The sequence below is a fragment of the Cryobacterium sp. Y11 genome, from assembly GCF_002929535.1.
Lineage (GTDB): Bacteria > Actinomycetota > Actinomycetes > Actinomycetales > Microbacteriaceae > Cryobacterium.
In genome coordinates this window covers 112,785-132,031 of the sequence record NZ_PJJO01000057.1, presented here as the reverse complement: position 1 = coordinate 132,031, position 19,247 = coordinate 112,785, and the positions used below count along the sequence as shown (strand labels likewise).

The 19,247-nt window shown below is 64.5% G+C and carries 18 protein-coding genes; 11 read left to right on the top strand and 7 right to left on the bottom strand.

All coding sequences use genetic code 11. The features are described from left to right. Window positions 1–177 precede the first annotated feature (177 nt). The 6 genes from CXY75_RS11270 to CXY75_RS20095 all read left to right on the top strand — a co-directional run bounded on the left by CXY75_RS11270 (window position 178) and on the right by CXY75_RS20095 (window position 6,159). A complete protein-coding gene (locus CXY75_RS11270; protein WP_146069451.1) occupies window positions 178–789 on the top strand; it encodes a WxL domain-containing protein in 612 nt (203 codons plus the stop codon). A gap of 41 nt (window positions 790–830) precedes the next feature. Continuing rightward, window positions 831–2,036, top strand: coding sequence for an ice-binding family protein (locus CXY75_RS11265; protein ID WP_104082912.1), 1,206 nt, complete (start codon window positions 831–833; stop codon window positions 2,034–2,036). Window positions 2,037–2,160: 124 nt separating this feature from the next. Next, window positions 2,161–3,213: a DUF916 domain-containing protein gene (locus tag CXY75_RS11260; protein ID WP_146069450.1), complete on the top strand. Its 1,053-nt coding sequence runs from the start codon at window positions 2,161–2,163 to the stop codon at window positions 3,211–3,213. Between the two features lie 245 nt (window positions 3,214–3,458). Continuing rightward, complete coding sequence (locus CXY75_RS11255) at window positions 3,459–4,043, top strand: hypothetical protein (protein ID WP_104082911.1); 585 nt, start codon at window positions 3,459–3,461, stop codon at window positions 4,041–4,043. 113 nt (window positions 4,044–4,156) lie between these two features. Beyond that, complete coding sequence (locus CXY75_RS11250; protein WP_104082910.1) at window positions 4,157–5,542, top strand: L-serine ammonia-lyase; 1,386 nt, start codon at window positions 4,157–4,159, stop codon at window positions 5,540–5,542. A 71-nt stretch (window positions 5,543–5,613) separates the two neighbouring features. Next, entirely contained in the window at window positions 5,614–6,159 is a 546-nt protein-coding gene (locus tag CXY75_RS20095) for a LysM domain-containing protein (RefSeq protein ID WP_199182436.1), read from the top strand. 111 nt (window positions 6,160–6,270) lie between these two features. On the opposite strand, the gene CXY75_RS11235 is transcribed toward CXY75_RS20095, so the two are convergent. Continuing rightward, on the bottom strand, window positions 6,271–8,769 hold the full coding sequence (locus tag CXY75_RS11235; RefSeq protein WP_104082907.1) for an RNA helicase: 2,499 nt from the start codon (window positions 8,767–8,769) through the stop codon (window positions 6,271–6,273). Window positions 8,770–8,995: 226 nt separating this feature from the next. Here CXY75_RS11235 and CXY75_RS11230 point away from each other — a divergent pair, with 226 nt between their 5' ends. Further along, window positions 8,996–10,603: a molybdopterin-dependent oxidoreductase gene (locus CXY75_RS11230; protein ID WP_199182435.1), complete on the top strand. Its 1,608-nt coding sequence runs from the start codon at window positions 8,996–8,998 to the stop codon at window positions 10,601–10,603. A 31-nt stretch (window positions 10,604–10,634) separates the two neighbouring features. On the opposite strand, the gene CXY75_RS11225 is transcribed toward CXY75_RS11230, so the two are convergent. Next, entirely contained in the window at window positions 10,635–11,030 is a 396-nt protein-coding gene (locus tag CXY75_RS11225; protein ID WP_104082906.1) for a nitroreductase/quinone reductase family protein, read from the bottom strand. On the opposite strand from CXY75_RS11225, the gene CXY75_RS19495 reads away from it, so the two are divergent. Further along, window positions 11,029–11,211: a hypothetical protein gene (locus tag CXY75_RS19495; protein ID WP_146069448.1), complete on the top strand. Its 183-nt coding sequence runs from the start codon at window positions 11,029–11,031 to the stop codon at window positions 11,209–11,211. The genes CXY75_RS11225 and CXY75_RS19495 overlap by 2 nt on opposite strands. On the opposite strand, the gene CXY75_RS11220 is transcribed toward CXY75_RS19495, so the two are convergent. Then, window positions 11,208–12,164: a ferritin-like domain-containing protein gene (locus CXY75_RS11220; RefSeq protein WP_104082905.1), complete on the bottom strand. Its 957-nt coding sequence runs from the start codon at window positions 12,162–12,164 to the stop codon at window positions 11,208–11,210. The two genes, CXY75_RS19495 and CXY75_RS11220, sit on opposite strands and share 4 nt — an antisense overlap. Window positions 12,165–12,380: 216 nt before the next feature. Further along, a complete protein-coding gene (gene tatA, locus CXY75_RS11215; protein WP_104082904.1) occupies window positions 12,381–12,596 on the bottom strand; it encodes a twin-arginine translocase TatA/TatE family subunit in 216 nt (71 codons plus the stop codon). Window positions 12,597–12,999: 403 nt separating this feature from the next. On the opposite strand from tatA, the gene CXY75_RS11205 reads away from it, so the two are divergent. Both CXY75_RS11205 and CXY75_RS11200 read left to right on the top strand, forming a co-directional pair. After that, complete coding sequence (locus tag CXY75_RS11205; protein WP_104082903.1) at window positions 13,000–13,800, top strand: RNase H family protein; 801 nt, start codon at window positions 13,000–13,002, stop codon at window positions 13,798–13,800. Window positions 13,801–13,818: 18 nt separating this feature from the next. After that, a complete protein-coding gene (locus CXY75_RS11200) occupies window positions 13,819–14,205 on the top strand; it encodes a TraR/DksA C4-type zinc finger protein (RefSeq protein WP_104082902.1) in 387 nt (128 codons plus the stop codon). Window positions 14,206–14,391: 186 nt separating this feature from the next. Here the strand turns inward: CXY75_RS11200 and CXY75_RS11195 are convergent, their stop codons facing one another. Together CXY75_RS11195 and CXY75_RS11190 are read right to left on the bottom strand one after the other, a co-directional pair. After that, window positions 14,392–15,672 (bottom strand): exonuclease domain-containing protein, encoded by a 1,281-nt coding sequence (locus CXY75_RS11195; protein ID WP_104082901.1) that lies wholly within the window; start codon window positions 15,670–15,672, stop codon window positions 14,392–14,394. A gap of 85 nt (window positions 15,673–15,757) precedes the next feature. Then, on the bottom strand, window positions 15,758–17,233 hold the full coding sequence (locus CXY75_RS11190) for a sugar porter family MFS transporter (protein ID WP_104082900.1): 1,476 nt from the start codon (window positions 17,231–17,233) through the stop codon (window positions 15,758–15,760). Between the two features lie 164 nt (window positions 17,234–17,397). Here CXY75_RS11190 and CXY75_RS11185 point away from each other — a divergent pair, with 164 nt between their 5' ends. Further along, window positions 17,398–18,312, top strand: a complete 915-nt coding sequence (locus tag CXY75_RS11185; RefSeq protein ID WP_104082899.1) for an oxygenase MpaB family protein — start codon at window positions 17,398–17,400, stop codon at window positions 18,310–18,312. Window positions 18,313–18,335: 23 nt separating this feature from the next. Here CXY75_RS11185 and CXY75_RS11180 read toward each other — a convergent pair whose 3' ends face one another. Beyond that, window positions 18,336–19,193 carry a Cof-type HAD-IIB family hydrolase gene (locus CXY75_RS11180; RefSeq protein WP_104082898.1) on the bottom strand — a complete coding sequence of 286 codons (858 nt, stop codon included), beginning with the start codon at window positions 19,191–19,193 and terminating at the stop codon, window positions 18,336–18,338. Between the last annotated feature and the right edge of the window lie 54 nt (window positions 19,194–19,247).

The window sequence follows — 19,247 nt, the reverse complement described above, 5'->3', positions numbered from 1 at the left end:
TATCAAATGGGCATCAAGGAGTGCTACAGTGTCCACTCAAGAGCGGAGCTGTCGTTCTTTCCACAGTTCTCACTCTTTCAGAGTCTCACTCTCTTCAGAGTTAACTCAGGGCATTTTTCGCGGCAACGACGATGCACTCGGTTTGTTCCCGCCCCTATCTCGCTCAGGAGACGTCCATTGCGCATACGCACCACGATGGTTCGCACCCTCATCGTCACCGGACTCTTGGTGGGCACGTCCCTGGTCGGCGCAACTGTGTATCGAGGGGAGCCGGCCTCAGCCGACTCGACAGACACCGTTCAGTTCACCGTTATGTCTGGTGGGCTGCAATCCACAGTGTCGGCGCCTCGCGGCATGTCTCGCGTCGTGCTGGGAAGCGGCGAGCAACGCTCAACCGGCACCGCCGCGCCGTGGACCATCAGTGACGCGCGGGGGTCCGGAGCCAGCTGGACCCTGTCGGCATCCGCTTCAGACTTCACGAGTGCCCCCGGAACTTCGGCGGACGAACTGGTGCCACGCACGATTGCCGTGACGAATCTCGTCATCACCCCCGGCACAGTGGTCGCGGCCGGCGGCGCAGATACCGCGCCCGACACCGCCGCCGTTACGATGTCAACGCTCGCCCAGGCACTCGTCTCCGCGCCCGTTTCAGGAACCGGCGCCAAGGGCTCGTTTGTTCTCGCGGCGCCTCTGTTTAGCCTGGACATTCCCGCCAATGCCTTCCGCTCCAACGTGGGCGTCGACGGCGTGCACCCATACACGTCGACCATCGTTTTCACCATCGCCTAAGCCCAACCGCCATGCCCGCTCACCGATCGAACAGAACGCCTATGACCGGCGTCACTGTGTCGACCCGTCTGCGCGCTCGCGCCCTTACGCTTACCCTCACGCTCACGCTCGCGCTGGCCCTGGTCGCCGGAACTGCACTGCCGGCGCAGGCCTGGTCCTCGCCGGCACCAGTCGCCCTTGGTGTAGCGGAGAGCTTCTCGGTCCTGGGCGCATCGACGGCAACCAACACCGGACTCACCACGACAAGCGGCGACGTCGGGGTCAGCCCGGGTACGGCCGTGACCGGCATGCCCCCGGAGAACGTAGCCGGTTCCATCAAGGTCGGCGCCGATGCAGCCGAGGCCCACGCTGACCTGCAACTGGCCTACGCGGATGCCGCTGGTCGAGAATCCAACGCAATCCTCGCCCCCGAAATTGTCGGTACAACGCTCATTCCGGGCGTCTATCGAGCGGTAAGCAGCGTCGGCATCACCGGAACGCTCACCCTCGACGCCGGCAATGACCGCAACGCGGTCTTCATCATGCAGATTGGCTCTACCCTCACCACCGCGTCTGGCAGCGCCGTCAGCCTGATCAACGGCGCCCAGGCATCCAACGTGTTCTGGCAGGTCGGCAGCTCAGCCACGCTGGGTGCCATGACCATTTTCGCCGGCACCATCCTGGCGCAGGCGTCAATCACTGTCACCACCGGAACGGCCTTCGACGGTCGCGCGCTCGCCCTCGACGGGGCGGTCACCCTCGATTCAAATACCTTCACACTCACTCCGGTGCGCCACGGCACGCTGACCGCGTCGACCGGCGGTGCGCCACTGTCCGAGGTCGTTCTCAACGGTACGAGCACCCAGTACGCGACCGGCTCCGGAACCCAGTGGTCCGTCATCGACGATCGCGGCACTGGCGCCGCGTGGACGCTGACGGTCACCGCGACGGCGGCCACGAGCGCGGCCGGCACGGTCGAGTTGGTCGCGCGTAGCTTGCCCGTCGGCAGCCTGGTGATCGACCCTGGCCCGATCACTCTCGGACCCAACGGCGTGAATCCGGAGCTCATCGTTGGGCCTGCCCTCACGATGAGTGGCGCGCCCCAAACCTTGTTGTCGAGCGTGGGATCGAACACGGGCACCTACCTGCTCACGCCGACCTTCAGCCTCGCCATCCCGTCCAATGCCTTCCGGCCGAACTATGCCGGCGACATCAATGCTTCCCCGCTGAACCCTTATGTTTCAACTCTCACGTTCACCATCAGCTGACGCACTCGTGCGTTCAAGCGTGGCTGTTCGCGCTTTGATACCGTGCATTTTCAGTACCGCGCATTTCACTATCACTGTGCCCTCATCCGGGGGTCCACCCGTTTACTCGTCTAAGGTTCACCCCATGCTCCTCACGTTCCGACGCCCCGCCCGCCCCCGTCGGACCGCGCACCATCACAATAATCGGTCCCGTCGTGGCGTCGCCCTGCTGCTGACCGCTGCCCTGCTCGCGCCGGTTGGCCTGGCATTAAGCATTCCGCAAACGGCACAGGCTATCGACGACGGAACCCTCGGCATTCGTCCCCAACTCGAGTCGGACTTTTTTCATATCTCTCTGGCGCCCGGAGCCGCTATCGACGCCACCGCCATCGTCAGCAACCACACGGATGCCGCGGTGACGCTGCTGAACTATGCCGTCGACGGTCAGAGCACAGCCCAAGGAGCATTTGCCCTGGCCGCACAGGCCGACACGAGCATCGGGGTCGGTGCCTGGGTTACGCTCGGCGCCGCCGAAATCACTGTGCAGGCCAATTCGGATCTGGCGGTACCGTTTCGCGTCGCGGTTCCGGTCGGCACCACCCCCGGCGACTATGCCGGTGGCCTGATCATTCAGAGCCCGCCGGTGCAGGGCGAAACAACGACAAGCGGCGGCGATGCTGCTCTGCGACTCGACGTGATCCAGCGCCAAGGGGTGCGCATCTATCTGACCGTCGACGGAACGGCTTCCGCGGTGCTGGAGCACGGAGACCTGAGTTGGGAACGCTCCGGCGACGACATCACCTTCGCGTTGCCCATCACCAATACCGGCAACACGATCTTGAATCCGACCGGTGCGCTGTCGATCGAGAGCCCAATCGGTGTGAACACGTCGCTGACCTTCAGCACCCCCGAAAGCATCCTGCCCGGGGCGTCACTCACACTTACGGCCATGCTCACCGGGCTGCCACTCATTCAGGCCGGTACCGCCCGTGCCACCCTGCAGAGCGATGCCGGTACCGATACGGTCAGCACCAGCTTGGTCTACCTGCCGTGGTGGATCATCACCATCGCCGTGCTCGTGCTGCTGCTCGTGGCACTCACGATTTGGCGCGGCACCGTGTTCGTGCGGCGCGCCAAGCGCGCCATTGCCCAGGTTGCCCAGACCGACCGGGGCGAGTCGAACCCGCCGGCGGAGTAAACGCGCTGGCTGCGCGAACCTTGCGCTAACGCTGATCGAGTCCTGCGTCACCGAGACTCATTTTGGGCTTTACCCATGTGAAGATTACTTATCGCCACCGGAACTCGTTCTCGCAACTGACAAGTTCGGCACTGACACCTTCCGTGTCGTGCCTGCGATTAGCTGCCCTACATCTTCTCCAGCCCGCTCCGTGTGGTCATGCTTTTTGGCGCGCTCACACCCCCGCATCACCCAGAGGACACACCATGCACGCATTCATCAAAGCCACCAGCATCATCGCTTCCACCGGCGTACTCCTCGCAGTGGCCCTCACCCCCGCCTACGCCGACAGCACCGACACGGTTGACGCCACGGTCACCTCTGGTTCACTCACCGCTCAGGCCAGCGCGCCAGACGCGATGACCTCCGTCGTTCTCGATGGCATCAGCACCAAGATCTCCACCGGGCAGGCCGCCGAATGGAATGTCGTCAACGCTCGCGGCACCGACGCGGCCTGGTCCCTCTCGGCCAACGTCACCGACTTCGAAAGCGCCGCCGGCACCGTCGATACAACGGCTCGTGTGCTGGCGGCCAGCAACCTCGTGATCACCCCCGGCACCGTCACGGCCGGTGCCGGATCCGACGCAGCCCCGACCACCGTGCCCATCACGATGTCGAACACAGCGGCAGCGCTCGTCTCGTCGTACACGCTCGGCAAGGGCCGTTACACGCTCAACCCCGTGTTCGACTTGACCGTTCCGGCCAACTCGTTCCGCTCCAACTACGCCGGCGCCTATGGCGACTCCGTTGTGAACCCGTACGTCGCAACCATCACCTTCACCATCGCGTAACGAGCAGTTCGCTCCCCTAACTCTTGAGCCCCCTTGTTGCCGCAAGGGGGCTCAAGTATTCAACCCGTGCGAGGCGCGACGAATTTCGCTGCCAATAGCCCTAGCATGGGGGTGTGACAGCGTACGTCTCGGCTCTTGACCTGTTCTCCATCGGAATTGGTCCATCCAGTTCTCATACGGTGGGGCCGATGCGCGCTGCCCGCGTGTTCGCCGAGCATCTGCAGCAGACCGGTCGTCTAGCCGAGGTCACTCGCATCCGCTGCTCGCTGTATGGCTCGCTCGGTTCTACCGGGCTCGGCCATGGCACCCCCGACGCCGTTCTGGCTGGCCTGACGGGGCTGCGACCGGAGTCCTGCGATCCGAGCGAGGTACACGCGGCCTGGTCTGGTTTGGGCGCGACTGCGACTATCACGCTGCTCGGTGGGCACACCATACCGATCAGCCAACATGACGTGCACTTCGAACCGCGCACCCGACTCCCCGGCCATCCGAACGCGCTGACCATAACGGCGTTCGGCTCCGATGAGTGTGGCGCCGGCGCCCAGGCGGTCGTGTGGGAGGAGACGTTCTATTCCATCGGCGGCGGATTCATTCGGCACGATGGCGACCGGGTGCGCGCAGTTGCTGCGCAGCCACTCCCCTACGATTCCAGCGCCGAACTGCTCGCGCTCTGCGACGCCAACAACCTCAACATTTGCGAGGTTGCCCGCCGCAATGAAGAAGCCCTCCACGGCCCTGTCGTGCTCGACGCCGGACTCGACGCCATCTGGGACGCCATGCACGTGTGCGTTGAGTCCGGACTCAACACCGACGGTATATTGCCAGGAGGTCTCACGGTTAAGCGTAGGGCGGCGGCCGTACGTATGCGCCTGGAGGAATATGACCGCCTGCCGCTGCGCGACCGCGACACCTCCACCGAGTGGTTGCACGCCTTCGCCCTCGCCGTCAACGAGGAGAATGCAGCTGGCGGACGCGTCGTCACCGCTCCGACCAATGGGGCGGCTGGCATCATTCCGGCCGTCGGACACTACTACCTGCGCTTTGTTCGCGGAGCGGATGCTGCGGGCATCCGTCGGTATCTGCTCACCGCCGTTGCGATTGGTTCCCTGGTCAAGGCGAACGCATCGATCTCGGGAGCCGAGGGTGGGTGTCAGGCCGAGGTCGGGGCAGCGTGCGCCATGGCGTCCGGCGCACTGTGCGCCGTGCTCGGCGGCACACCGCGCCAGGTCGAGAATGCGGCCGAGATTGCCATGGAACACCACCTCGGCCTCACCTGCGACCCGGTCGGCGGCCTCGTGCAGGTGCCGTGCATCGAACGCAACGCGATCGCCTCATCGACGGCTGTCTCTGCCGCGCGGCTGGCGCTGCACGGCGACGGAACCCACCTCGTCTCATTGGACGCCGTGATCGAAACCATGCGGCAGACCGGCCTCGACATGATGACCAAGTACAAGGAGACCAGCGAAGGAGGCCTCGCGGTCAACGTCATCGAGTGCTGAGCGCTTTGCCCCCAACGGGGGTAGTCGCGCCTTTCGCTCCGGCGCTATGCCACCCTAAGCTAGCTGAACGCGTGGGTCGGCCGGGCCAAACCGTCGTTCATCTGAAAGGTTTCACCATTCGCACTCTTTTCGCACGTCGCCCGTGGGGTATCGCCGTTGCTGCCGTTCTGCTCGTGACGCTGGCCGGCTGCGCTGGGGAGCCGGCACCGGCCGTCACCGTGACCATCACGCCGAGCGCCACACCAACACCAACACCAACACCAACACCAACACCAACGCCTACTCCGACCCCCACTCCCACTCCCACGGAGGAAGCGGCCCTCATACCCAACCCCACGGTTCCCGATCTGGTGCCCAACGCTGAACCGGTGCCTCTGCCGCAGGGCCCGGCCGCCGATCAGGGCAGCACGCCGGGGGCGCGCGGCACAACCACATCCGATGGTGCCGGAGCGCTGCTCACCTATACGGTCATCGAGGCCGACGCCTTCTTCGACATCGCGCAGCGGTTCAATATTCCGGTGCAGCTGCTGCTCACCATGAATCCCTCGGTGCCGGGGCTCGGCGAGAACATCTACATCAAGCAGATCATCAACCTCGACTGGACCACCACCCGCTAACCCGCAAACCCGCAAACAAGCGGATACCTGCGGCCGGTCACGGCCGGCCCGGCCCCGGTCGGCGCACTCACACCCGGCGCAGGCGCGGTCGCGGTCGCGCGGCACGCGGTGTTACAGCCGGTTGACCCCTGTTACGCGCACGACGGCCTCGCCGAGCTCGTCGGAGTCGGCGAGGTTCACGCTCGCGCTGATGCCCCAGTCGTGATCGCCGGCCGGGTCGTCGAAAATTTGGCGCACGGTCCACTCCTCTACGCCCTCCTCGATCATGAGCAGGTCAGAACTGCGGGCGTTGCCGCCGGTGAGCAGTTCGTCGTGTTCGGCAAAGTAGCCGTCCATCGCGTCAGCCCAGACATCGGCCCCGTAGCCGTGCTCCCGGTCGAGCTCGCCGAGCTGGTCGTAGTGCTCAAGCGCCGCCAGCTGCACCCGGCGAAACAGTTCGTTACGTACCAGAATGCGAAACGCCCGCACATTGGTCGTGAGCCGGCGCGGTGGCGGCGGCAGAATCGCGTGCGATTCGGCTGCGTGCGCGGCCAGATCGGGGTGCAACAGTTCTTCCCACTCGTCGAGCAGGCTCGAGTCCACCTGGCGCACCAGCTCACCGAGCCACTCGATCAGGTCGAGCAGGTCCTCATTCTTGGCTTCGTCTGGAATGGTCTGCCGGGCTGCGCGGTAGGCGTCGGACAGGTAGCGCAGCACGACGCCCTCGCTGCGAGCGAGCTTATAAAACGCGATGAACTCGCCAAACGACATGGCCCGCTCGTACATGTCGCGCACGACGGCCTTGGGCTTCAGTTCGAAGTCAGCGATCCACGGCTGGGAGGCCTTGTAGGTGTCAAAGGTATAGTTCAGCAGCTCTTCGAGCGGCTTGGGGTGCGTGATCTCCTCGAGTAGCGCCATCCGCTCGTCATATTCGATGCCCTCACGCTTCATTGCCGCGACGGCCTCGCCGCGGGCCGCGAACTGCTGGCCCATCAGCACCGGCCGCGGGTCGTCGAGGGTTGACTCCAGAATCGAGATCATATCGAGCGAATAGGTGGGTGATTCGGGGTCGAGCAGCTCGAATGCGGCCAGGGCAAAGGGTGACAGCGGCTGGTTGAGCGCGAAGTTCGCCTGCAAATCAACGGTCAAGCGGATGCTGCCGCTCGCGCTCTGCTCCACAATGCCGGCTTCGCGCAGCGTCTTGTAGATACCGAGGGCGCGTCGGGCCAGCACCAGCTGTCGCCGCCACGGTTCGTGGTTGTCGAAGACCAGCGAGTGGACGTGGGCGAAGGCATCGCCGCCGCGTCCGATCACGTTGATGAGCATCGCCGCGGTCATCTGCATGCTCGAAGAGAGGGTTTCGGGCTCGGCGTCGACCAGCCGGCGAAAGCTCGGCTCGCCCCAGGACACGAAGCCGTCCGGCGCCTTCTTGCGCACGATCTTGCGCTTCTTTTTCGGGTCGTCGCCGGCTTTTTCGATGGCCTTGAGGTTGTCGCTCTCGTGCTCCGGCGCCTGGATTACAACCGTGCCGGCGGTGTCGTACCCGGCCCGGCCGGCCCGGCCCGCGATCTGATGGAACTCGCGCACGTTCACCTGGCGCATCTTCACGCCGTCGTATTTGGTGAGGGCCGTGAACAGCACGGTGCGAATGGGCACGTTGATGCCGACGCCGAGGGTGTCGGTGCCGCAGATCACGCGCAGGTAGCCGCGCTGCGCGAGCTGCTCGACCAACCGGCGGTATTTCGGAAGCATGCCGGCGTGGTGCACGCCGATTCCCATGCGAATGAGCCGCGACAGGGTTTTGCCAAAGCTCGTGGTGAACCGAAACTCGCCGATCAGTTCTGCAATCACATCACGCTGCTCACGGGAGGCGACCTTGGCACTGGCGAGCGCCTGAGCGCGTTCGAGGGCTGCCGCTTGCGAGAAGTGCACGATGTAGACCGGGGCCTTATCGGTGTGCAGCAGTTCTTCAACGGTTTCATGCACCGGCGTCTGCTCGTAGTAATAGCTGAGCGGAACCGGGCGCTCGACACCGGTGACGACGGCGGTGGCCCGCCCAGTTCGGCGGGTCAGATCATCGCTGATGAATTTCACGTCGCCGAGGGTGGCCGACATCAGGATGAACTGCACCCGGGGCAACAGCAGCAGCGGCACCTGCCAGGCCCAGCCGCGTTCCGGGTCGCCGTAGAAGTGAAACTCGTCCATCACGACGAGGTCGACCTCGGTGTCTTCGCCATTTCGCAGCGCGAGGTTGGCGAGAATCTCGGCCGTGCAGCAGATGATCGGGGCATCGGCGTTGACGCTGGAGTCGCCGGTCATCATGCCGACGTTTTCGGCTCCGAAGGTCTCGACCAGGGAGAAGAACTTCTCGCTCACGAGGGCCTTGATCGGCGCGGTATAGAAACTGCGCTTGCCGGCCGACAGCGCCGCAAAGTGCGCCCCGACGGCGACGAGCGACTTGCCGGTTCCGGTCGGTGTGCTCAAAATGAGATTCGCACCGGAGACGATCTCAATGACCGCTTCCTCCTGCGCCGGGTACAGGTTAAGCCCCTGCTCGGTGGCCCAGGTTTCGAACGCCTCAAAGAGAACGTCGGGGTCGGTTTCGTTTTCGAGGCGCGCAAGCAGAGACATAGTCCCTTAAGACTGCCCTACTTCGGCGCCTCCCGCCCGCCCATACCTCACGCGAGAGCGGAGAAAATGTTACTTCCGTACCCTTGAAGCAACAATTTTCCCGCTCTCGCGGGCAGACGCGAGGCGCTTGAGCTCAATAGCTGCAAAATGTGACGGATGTCTGACAAAACCGGCCTCTCGCCCCGCGCTGGGTGGTGATCACAGTCGCTCGTTCTAGGCTGGCGGCATGTCCACCTTCGACAGATCGAGCACCCCAACCAGGCCGCGTACCTTCACAGTGGCGCTGCTCTGGCAGCCGGCCGCTGCCGGCCTCGCCTCCGCCTTGGCCGGCCTAGGCTTGGCCGAGTTGACCGCCGCGTGGATCGCGCCCGGCGCGAGCCCGGTACTTTCTGTTGGCGCACTCGTCATCGATATTGTTCCGGCCGGCGTCAAAGACTTAGTGATCGGCCTATTCGGCACGGCCGACAAGATCGTGCTCATCGTCACCATCGTGCTCGTGCTACTCGTGCTCGCCGCCCTCGCCGGCATCCTGGAGAGCAGGCGCCCACCGTTTGGCCGCCTGCTCGTGGTGCTCATCGGCGCGATCGCCCTGTTCGCGGCGCTGTCCCGCTCCAGCGCCTCCACCCTCGATGCGGTGCCAGCCGTGGTCGCCATGGGCGTTGCGGCCATCGCGCTGACCTTTCTCACCACCCGCCTGCCGCGGACTGCCCGAGGGCCGGCCGACGCCTCGGCAGGTCCAGACGCGCCAAGCCCAGATACACCGGGCCCCGACCGCCGCCGTTTTCTCGTCTATACCGGCATTACCGCCGGGATCGGTCTGCTCGCCCTGATTGGCGGGCAGCTGGGCGCGGCCGCAACGCGGGCAGCGGATACCGCGCGCGCGCTGTTCACGCTGCCGGCAGCATCCGTTCGCCAGGCCGCACTACCGGCCGGAGCGAGCTTCGACGTGGCCGGCATTACCCCGCTGATCACTCCGAACGCCGACTTCTATCGCATCGACACCGCCCTGAGCGTGCCGCGGATCAACCCGACCACGTGGCGATTGAAGATCACCGGCATGGTCGAAAATGAGGTCGAGATCGACTTCGCCGAGCTGCTCGCACTGCCGCTTGAGGAGAGCACGACGACCCTCGCCTGCGTGTCTAACTATGTCGGCGGCGACCTGATCGGCAATGCCACCTGGCTCGGCTACCCCATTCGCAAGCTGCTGGCGCGGGCCAAGCCCACACGTGACGCCGACATGGTGCTCTCCACCAGCCAGGACGGTTTCACCGCCGGAACCCCGCTCGAGGCGCTGACCGACGCGCGCAATGCCATTCTTGCCGTCGGTATGAACGGCGAGCCGTTGCCGCTCGAACACGGGTACCCGGTGCGCATGGTGGTGCCCGGCCTGTATGGCTATGTGTCGGCGACGAAATGGGTCGTCGAACTCAAGCTCACTCGCTTCGATCAGGAGCAGGGTTATTGGACCCCCCGTGGTTGGTCACCGCGAGGGCCGGTCAAGCTGTCGTCGCGCATCGACGTGCCGCGCGCCTCGGTGCCCGCCGGGTCTGTCGTCATTGCCGGCGTCGCCTGGTCGCAGCGCGTTGGCGTGAGCGCCGTCGCTGTGCAGATCGACGACGGGCCGTGGCGCGAGGCGACACTGGCCGATGCTATTTCGATCGACACCTGGCGGCAGTGGGCGTATACCTGGAGCGATGCGACCGCCGGCGAGCACTCGGTGAAGGTGCGGGCAACGGATGCCGCCGGCCTCGTTCAAACGTCGGCCACCGCCGACGTCGCCCCCAACGGAGCCACCGGGCTGCACGAAATCTCCGTATCGGTCTCGGCCTGATGGTCTGGGGCGCGGTGAAGACCGCGCCCCCCTACCGGGGCCTGAGCACCGCGATCGGAACGGTACGACCCGAGCGGTGCTCATAGGCGGCGAAAAACGGTGCTCGCACCAGGATCACATCGTTCCAGAGCGCGAGCCGTTCACAGTCGTCGGCAACTCGCGCCGACACGGCCATGACGCGATCGGCCACGAGCACCGTGGCCTCGCCCGCCTGCCGAAGATTTCTAAACCAGTGCGGTTCCGCCGGTGCTCCCCCGCCGGAACCCACCACCAGATAGGCCCCGTCGTGCTCGAAATAGCCCACCAGCACGGTGCGCGGCAGACCGGTCGAGCGGCCGGTCACCGAGAGCAATAGCACGGAGACGCCACGAATGGTTCCGCCGATGCGCCCCTTGCTGCGTCGGTACAGGAGCACGGGAACCTGCATGAGCGAACGTCAAAGCCGTGCTGACAGGTTCACGTCAGGTCCCTTCGTCGGCGGCCAACCGGCAGCATCCGTTTCACCAGTAAACACCGATCAAGCGGATGCTGGCAGCCCCAGCACGCAGAAACCCCGCGAATTCCTGTCGATCACGACACGGGATTCGCGGGGTCTCAGCGCCAGCTAGCCGTTGGCCCCGCTGGTGTTGATGGCACCGTTGACGCCGGCCGGGAAGAACCCGCCCGAGCGCACCGGTGCCGCGTTGAGGTACGCGATGTTGAGCACCTGGGCGGCAGTGCGGCTGTAGGCCAACCCATTCGCGTCCGTCGGCACGAGGTTTGCCTTCGACGCGTTGCCGATACCCTGGTCAAGGTCGGTCGAACCATCGACGGCGTCGCGCAGATTGGAAATCGCCTGCGCGGTCGAGTACACCGACGGCACGGCGACCCCGAGCGCGTAGAGCGTGCTGCGAATCACACCGGCGTGGTAGGCCTCGACCGCGAGTATCCCTGCAGCCGCCTCGAGGAAGACCTTATTCGAGATCAGCGGCGCAGCACCCTTGAATGCGGTCACTCCGACGTCCTCGAAAATGTACGCCCCAAAGAGGAAGTTCGCCTCGTTGGCATAGACATCGAACGTCTGCCCCGGCTTGATTAGCCCAGCCGCCAGGGCGGCTGCGGTGAAGCTCGCGTCGAGGTTGATCTTGGGGCGAGACACGGCTACGCCGCCGAGTGCGGACCGCAAGAAGCCAACGTGCGCCTTCTCGTCGGCAGCGATTTCGTCGGCGTACTTCTTGATGATGGCTGTCTTGAAGTGCACCATGCGACCGCCAGTCACCCCGCCGCGGGTTCCCTTTCCCGTCGTCATATTGTCGGGCAGCCCGCTGCCGGTCGTGGCGCGAAGATAGAACTCCGCTTCGAGGTACTCGAGGTTGAGGGCGAAGTTCAATATGGCGGCGTCGCTCGGTGCAGCGGCCGGTGCCACTGCCGCCTCGGCGGCCAGTGCAGGTGCGCCGGTGGCGAGTACCGCGGCTCCGACACCGATGCCGGCCACGCCGGCGGCACGCAGAAAGTTTCTGCGATCCGTCGAGTTCTCGGCGCTGCGGTTGATGGCATTCGTAATAAAACCCTGATCGAACATCCTTGTTCTCCTGACGTTGTATGAATGTGCCGAGCGTGTCTGAACAGACTCCGTCAACCTACCCGCGCAAAAAAAAACCCCGAATGGCTAGACACGGCACGTGAGCAAGCGGTAAGGAGAACATGCACTTTCGTGTGGGTGCGGGTGATAATCAGAGCAACAGGCCGTCAGCACCGACCGGAGGCACGCGGCACACGCCCTGCAGCACCATCTGGTCTAAACCTTCGAGTTCGGGGTGCCGCTCGAATCGTTGCCGGCGCCACCTAGGTCTGGCGCCGTTTCAGGGACCCGTTCCGGCGTGATCTCACTCTTGAAGATTTTCATCGATTGGCCGAGACTCCTGGCAAGCCCTGGCAGCTTGGGGGCACCAAACAACAACAGAATTACCACGAGAATGATTAAAAAGTGCCATCCGGTCAGGTTTCCCAGCATGTGAAATTCTCCCTCGAATTGTGTCGGTCGTGCAGCAGTGTAACGGCCAGAGCATTCACATAACCGGGTAAATCTCAGCTTTTCTTCCGGCCGTAAGGTTTCTATGCTGTGCCACGATAAAAACTGGGGCGCACGTACTGCCGGCGGATGGCTCGTAGTCCGGTCCGTCGTAACGCAACAGTACGGAGCGGTCAGCTGGCAGTTCGCCGCTGCGCTCGAATAATAGGATTAGCTCGGCGGCCGTGCACGGCATGCCGACGCAGACGAAACCCTCAAAAATGCCGTCGCGGGTGACCATTTTCGGGGGTTGTTGGGGCGCTGGTACCTGACGGACATAATTCGCGCGCGGCCGCAGATGACAGACTAAGAGCGCCCGCGTATTCGCTGTTTGAAAGGTCCACACATGACGATCACTGCTGCCGCCGACGGTTCTGCCCTCGGCAATCCCGGACCGGCCGGCTGGGCCTGGTACGTCGATGATTCATCGTGGGCAGCCGGCGGCTGGAAGCACGCGACCAACAACCAGGGCGAGCTGAAGGCCGTGCTTGAACTGTTTCGGGCTACCGCGCATATTGACGATGACCTGCTCGTGCTCTGCGACAGCCAGTATGTGATCAACTCGGTCACCAAATGGATGAAGGGCTGGAAGGCGAAGGGCTGGCGCAAGGGCGACGGCAAACCGGTGATGAACCTCGACCTGCTCAAGGAAATCGACGAGGCCATCGCCGGACGGCGCTACCGGTTCGAGTGGGTCAAGGGGCACGTCGGTCATCCGCTCAACGAAGCCGCCGACGAGCGTGCGCGTGGCGCCGCGGAGGCTTTTCAGCGCGGGCGGTCGGCGCCGGCCGGGCCGGGTTTTCGCTTGGGCGGCGCTGCGGCGGTAGTGGCTGAGCGGATTACCCCGGCGGTGGCAGCATCCGTCGGGCAACACTGGACAGGTTCACCAACCTTGACCGCGGATCGGGTGGCAGAGCGGGCCTCGGCCTACGCGCACGAGGAGCTGTTCTCCTTCGACGACCTCGGCGACAACATTGGCGAAGATCACCGCGACCTGACCGATCCACACGGCCCCGATGCGGCACGTAGCGGTGGCGAGTTGCACCGGGTGACTCTCGCGCTCAGCGCCGAGGAACACCGGCGGCTGGTGCAGCGGTCCGAGGCCCGCGGTGTGACGATCGAGGAGTACCTCCGCGGCCAGATCTGATCCGTGAGACTACGGAATATGACCATTTCACCCTTCAACCCCGCTCAACTGCACATTTTCGCGACAGCACTCGGCGATCGCCGGCTCGAGCTGACCGAACAGTCCCAACGCCTCGCCGGCGCCTTCGCCCACGTGCAAAGTTCGCGCAGCGACGGCTCGGCCGACGGTGCCCACGACGCTGAAGCCTCCTCGCTGCGCACCGAATGGTCGCGCATGTCTGGGTTTCAGGGCGAAGCCGCCGAAGAGCTCGCGGCCATCGAACGGGCCCTCCAGCGCATCATCGACGGCAGCTACGGCCTCTGCGTGCGCGGCGGCGAGCGCATTCCCGAGGGCCGGCTACAGATCAAACCGGCCGCCGACCTCTGCATCGCCTGCGCCGAGAAGGCCGCTCCGCGCCGCCGTTAGCTGGTCGGTCCGCACTCGAGCGCAGTTTCACGTTGCGCGGGGACTGCGCCGCTGCGCGGGAGGCCGAACTCCCGCGCACTGGCGCAGCTCCCGCGCTCCGAGTTGCGCGGGACTTCTGGACCCGCCGGAACTCCCGCGCACTGGCGCAGGTCCCGCGTGACGCGCTGCGCAGGAGCGGATGCCGCGTCAGCGCACGCCGATCAGCGACCGCAGGCCGAACTCTGAGACGATCGGGATGCCGTAGTCTCGCGCCTTGCCGGTTTTGCCGGTGAACGATTCCGGGTTGGCGGCGACCAGCAGCCGCGTGCGCAGGGTGACCGCGGTACCCAGGGAGAGGCCCCGGGCAACCAGCTCTTTGCCCCAGTCGGCGCGAGCGCGGGCCATGTCTCCGGTGAGCACGACGATATCGCCCTGTTCCAGCAGTACCTCATCGATCGTGGTCGCCGATGTGCCCGGCGCCACGGTCGGAGCGGCCAGAGCCGTGGCAACGACCTTCGGAGCAACATCGAGCATGCGGGCGACCGCGATCAGGTCGGTGGAATCCGCGATGTTCAGCGCTCCGTCCGACCATGCCACGCGCACGAGGTCTTCGAAGTAGCTGCAGTGCAGGGCAGCGCAATCGATCGCACTGATGCCGCTGAATTCGGCGAGCACCCGCAGTTCGCGCGTGTCCCGAGCTGACAGCACGCGATCGAGCAGGCACAAATCGAGCAGGGCAAGATAGTCGAGGTGCTCCTCCGGGCCGGTGTAGTCGGGAAGTTTCACGGCCATCCGCGCGAGAAAGTTCTGCCTAACCAGAGCATCAGCGGGTGCCGGGTCTCGGTGCACCCAGACCGGCTCGGTGACACGAAGATCGGCGCCGAGACGGGGACCGTCGACAGCGGCGGCAGCCGGTGCCATGTCCGGCCAGAAATTCAGCTCAGCACGGTCAAGCGCGTCGATCCAGGGTGCGTCGCTAGGCGAACCGTGTACGTACGCTGCCAACAGGCTGGCGCAGGCGACGGCCTGCACGAGTGCACCAGAGCCCGGCTCGATCTCGATGTCGTAGGCGGCGCAGCAGTCGCTGAGCAACCGTCCGGCACCGGGAAGATAGCTGCGGGCCAAGTGCATGGTGCAGACCGCTTCGAGTCCGCGCCCGGGGGCGTAGCTGATCCGCTCGAACTCGCTCATCAGAAATCCGGTAACGAATTGGGCGTTGTGGGTCACCAATACCCGGCCGCGTAGTAAGTCGACCAGACGCGGCGCGATCTGTTCAAACGTCGGCGCACGCAGCAGCTCGGCTGTACTCACGCCATGGTTCGCCGTGCCCCCCACGTTGCTTTCCGGGTTGACGACAGTCTCCCACCGCGCAGTCAGATGACCACCCTCGTCGAGGTGCACAACGGCGACCTCGACGACCCGGTCCCGTTGGTACGGGAACAGTCCAGTGGTTTTCAAACTTATAACGGCGTATCCACGTTCGGGCATGGTCACACTCCACAATCTTGTGTTGTGAAGGTATCGAGAATTCCCCGACCGTGCGACTGCCCGTTCGGGGGCTTGACGTGAAAGCCTAATTACTGCTTTGTGCGCTGTCGGCCGCTTTCTTGGCCGAGTTCTTCGGCGGCAGCAGGGTGTCGGCTTCTTCGAGCGACATGCCGTTCGTCTCGGGAACCTTGCGCAGCACGAACCAGAACGACAGTCCGGCAAACAGGGCATAGAGGCCGTAGGTGATCGGGAGGGAGGCATCGGCCATCGGTGGAAAGCTGATGGTGATGAGAAAGTTCGCGATCCACTGGGCGGCGGCGGCGAGCCCGAGTGCCTTGGCGCGAATCGAGTTCGGGAACATCTCCCCCAGCAAGACCCACACCACCGGCCCCCAGGACGCACCAAACGAGATGACAAAAAGGTTCGCGGCCACGAGTGCGATTGGCGCCCAAGCGCCCGGCAAGCTCAGTTCACCGCCGACGGTTTTCGATTGACTGAAGGCGATCGCCATGGCCGCGAGGGACGCTGTCATGCCGATGGAGCCGGTTAGCAGAATTGGCCGGCGGCCGATCCGATCGACCAGGGCAATGGCGACGAGGGTCACCAAAATATTGGTCACCGACGTAATCACCGAGATGGTGAGCGAATTGGATTCTTCAAACCCGACCGCTTGCCAGAGGGTAGTCGAGTAGTAGAAAATCACGTTGATGCCAACGAACTGTTGGAACACCGACAGGATGATGCCGACCCAGACAATCGGTTTGAGGCCGAACGTCTTTCCGCGCAGAGATCCGGATTTGTGGCTCCGAGCGTCGACCTCGATCGAGTCGCGCATGTCACGAATTTCGCGGTCGACGTCGCCACTTGGCCACAGCCGGGTGAAGACGGCGCGGGCATCCGCTTCTTTATCTTTCAAAATGAGAAAACGCGGGGATTCCGGCAAAATGAACGCGATGCCGCCGTAGACGATGGCCGGCACTGCGCCGGCGAGGAACATCCAGCGCCACGCTTCCAAGCCGAACCAGAACTCACTGCCGGCTCCACCCGCACTCTGCGCGAACGTAGCGTCGGAGAGCAGCGCGGTGAAGATACCGAGCGTGATCGCGAGCTGTTGCAGCGAGCCGAGGCGCCCACGCATCTGCCGCGGCGAAATTTCGGCTATGTACGCCGGTGCCACAACGGATGCGAGACCGATGCCGAGTCCGCCGACCACCCGCCAGATGATCAGGTCGACGACGCCGAAAGCGAAGCCGGAGCCGATCGAGCTGACCAAAAACACCACGCCACCCAGAACCATCATGGGGATACGCCCGTAGCGGTCGGCGAATCGGCCACCGAAAAACGCGCCGGCTGCTGCACCGAGGAGCGCGCAGGCCACGGCGAATCCGGTCAGGGTCGCGTTCAGGCCGAATTCCTCCTGCACGGCGTTGACGGCACCGTTAATGACGGAGGAATCGAAACCGAATAGAAAACCACCGAGCGCACCGGCAACGGCCAGCGCGATGACTTTTCGGTTATTGCTGGGCGTTCCACGGTCTGAGGCCGGAATGGATGTGGTCATCGTGCTGTGTCGGTCAAGTGCCGCCCCCTGTATCGTGTATGCCCCGCGCGGGGCTGGATCAACGTGTGTGCAACCTGACCAGCCTACTTCGGGTGCCACTCATTTCTGACTCAGCTGTCTCCGCGTGCGGCGGGCGTTCAGCGGGGCCGGGCTACTATCCGAAGATGGGCAGATTCACGGACAGCTGGCGTTCGCATCTTCTGGTAACGCTCTCGGGCAACAGCGAGGGCCGCCCGAAATGGGTCAATCAGATCGCCACGGGCGATGACGCCGGATACTTCGGACCGGGGAGCGCAGCCTGGGCGGTGCACGGCGGAATGGCCACTATGGTCGCTGGTATTCGCGCCTTGCTCATGCAGACCCTGCACCCGGGCGCGATGGCCGGTGTGCACGATTGGTCTCGCTATCATGAAGACCCGCTCGGACGTCTGTCGGGAACGATTCAGTGGCTCGTCACCGTGACCTTCGCTGACACGGTTGTGGCCCAGCGCGAGTCGGGCCGGGTCGAACATTTTCATGAACGTGTCGCCGGAACCTACCTCGATGCGCGAGGAGATGAACGCCCCTATACCGCGGGCGACCCCGAACTTCTGTCGTGGGTGCACGTGGTATTCACCGACGCCTTCCTGCAATCCCACCTGCTTTGGGGCGACGCGATCCCCGGCGGTGCCGACGCCTACGTCAACGAATGGGCAACGGCCGGCGAGCTGATCGGCGTGCAAAACGCGCCGCATTCCGCCACCGAGCTCGCCGACCAGCTCGAAGGTTTTCGCAGCGCCGGCATTCTGAAAAGCGATTCCCGCGTGGCCGACGCTGTGCGCTTCATCCGCTACCCGCCGCTGAGCCGCGGCATGCTGCCGTTTTACCGCATCATGTTCGCCGGGGCCGTCGCATCGATCCCCCGCGAGTATCGGGACATGCTCGGTCTGAAACGCTCGCGCCTGCCCGTCGTCTGGGCAACTCGCCTCGTTCTGGGGGCCGTTCGCACCCTGCTCGGCCCCACGTCGACCTCAGAGGATGCCGCCCGCGCGCGTCTCGCGCGCATCGTTCGCACCGACAATCTCGCTTCCGAGACGTAAGTTTCAGCACCCGCCTCGTTTCGTTAGATCAAGCCGTGGCGGCGGAAGGCGTTCCAGACGCCGTCGTCGAGCACGGCGGTGGTGACCTCGTCGGCGTGCGCCTTGACCGCGTCGGTGGCGTTACCCATAGCGATGCCAACTCCGCAGACCTGCAACATTTCAATGTCGTTGGTGCTGTCACCGATGCCGATCGCAGCTGCTGCGTCGATTCCCAGGTGGCCCAGCAGCTGCACAATGGTGCTGCCCTTATTGACCCCGCCAAGGGTCACCTCGCCGCTGCCCCCGCCCATGTGCGGGATGGTGCCGGTGATCACGTGGAAGTCAGGGCTGAGCGCCTCAGCCACGCGGTCGTACGCCGTCGAGTCAGCGGCGAGGAAAACCGATTTCGCGATCCCGGTGTAGCTGAGCGGGCGCACATTGGCGAAGGCCTTCACCTTCGGGTGTTCGTGGCGGTCGGTCACGGACGGAAAATTGGTGCTGGCGTAGCCGCGTCGTTTCCGGTTGTCCGCGTGGTACGACGTGAAGCGCGCACCTACCCCGGGACTCGGGAACAGCTGGTTGAGCGACTGCAGGTAGAAGTCGTACCCAGATTCCTCGTAGAAGTCGACCATGCGCGCCACCGCTGCTTCGGGCATCGTGCGGGCGATCACGAGTTCGTCGCCGACTTCGGCGAACCCGCCGCCGGCGCTAATTGCGCCGTCGAATCCGATGTCACGAATGGCGGAGTAGATCTCGACCGAAGCCCGCCCGGTGCTGAGATAGACGAGGTGGCCGTTGGCCCTGGCGGTGCGCACCGCCTCGATCGAAGACGGGGCAATCGTCTCCCCCGAATCGATGAGGGTGCCGTCGACGTCGAGGAAAGCGATGCGCTGCGAGGTCATGAAGTGCTCCAAACGAGGTGGCCCCCGGAACTGCCCGGGAGACCACCGAAAGGT

Bases quoted from the DNA above. Each gene is read 5' to 3' on its own strand.
- CXY75_RS11185 (WP_104082899.1), top strand. From the start codon at position 17,398: ATGGGCAGATTCACGGACAGCTGGCGTTCGCATCTTCTGGTAACGCTC.
- CXY75_RS11220 (WP_104082905.1), bottom strand. From the start codon at position 12,164: ATGTTCGATCAGGGTTTTATTACGAATGCCATCAACCGCAGCGCCGAG.
- CXY75_RS11200 (WP_104082902.1), top strand. From the start codon at position 13,819: ATGACCATTTCACCCTTCAACCCCGCTCAACTGCACATTTTCGCGACA.
- tatA (WP_104082904.1), bottom strand. From the start codon at position 12,596: ATGCTGGGAAACCTGACCGGATGGCACTTTTTAATCATTCTCGTGGTA.
- CXY75_RS11265 (WP_104082912.1), top strand. From the start codon at position 831: ATGACCGGCGTCACTGTGTCGACCCGTCTGCGCGCTCGCGCCCTTACG.
- CXY75_RS11205 (WP_104082903.1), top strand. From the start codon at position 13,000: ATGACGATCACTGCTGCCGCCGACGGTTCTGCCCTCGGCAATCCCGGA.
- CXY75_RS11260 (WP_146069450.1), top strand. From the start codon at position 2,161: ATGCTCCTCACGTTCCGACGCCCCGCCCGCCCCCGTCGGACCGCGCAC.
- CXY75_RS11190 (WP_104082900.1), bottom strand. From the start codon at position 17,233: ATGACCACATCCATTCCGGCCTCAGACCGTGGAACGCCCAGCAATAAC.
- CXY75_RS11225 (WP_104082906.1), bottom strand. From the start codon at position 11,030: ATGCAGGTTCCCGTGCTCCTGTACCGACGCAGCAAGGGGCGCATCGGC.
- CXY75_RS11195 (WP_104082901.1), bottom strand. From the start codon at position 15,672: ATGCCCGAACGTGGATACGCCGTTATAAGTTTGAAAACCACTGGACTG.
- CXY75_RS19495 (WP_146069448.1), top strand. From the start codon at position 11,029: ATGAGCGAACGTCAAAGCCGTGCTGACAGGTTCACGTCAGGTCCCTTC.
- CXY75_RS11235 (WP_104082907.1), bottom strand. From the start codon at position 8,769: ATGTCTCTGCTTGCGCGCCTCGAAAACGAAACCGACCCCGACGTTCTC.
- CXY75_RS11180 (WP_104082898.1), bottom strand. From the start codon at position 19,193: ATGACCTCGCAGCGCATCGCTTTCCTCGACGTCGACGGCACCCTCATC.
- CXY75_RS11255 (WP_104082911.1), top strand. From the start codon at position 3,459: ATGCACGCATTCATCAAAGCCACCAGCATCATCGCTTCCACCGGCGTA.
- CXY75_RS11230 (WP_199182435.1), top strand. From the start codon at position 8,996: ATGTCCACCTTCGACAGATCGAGCACCCCAACCAGGCCGCGTACCTTC.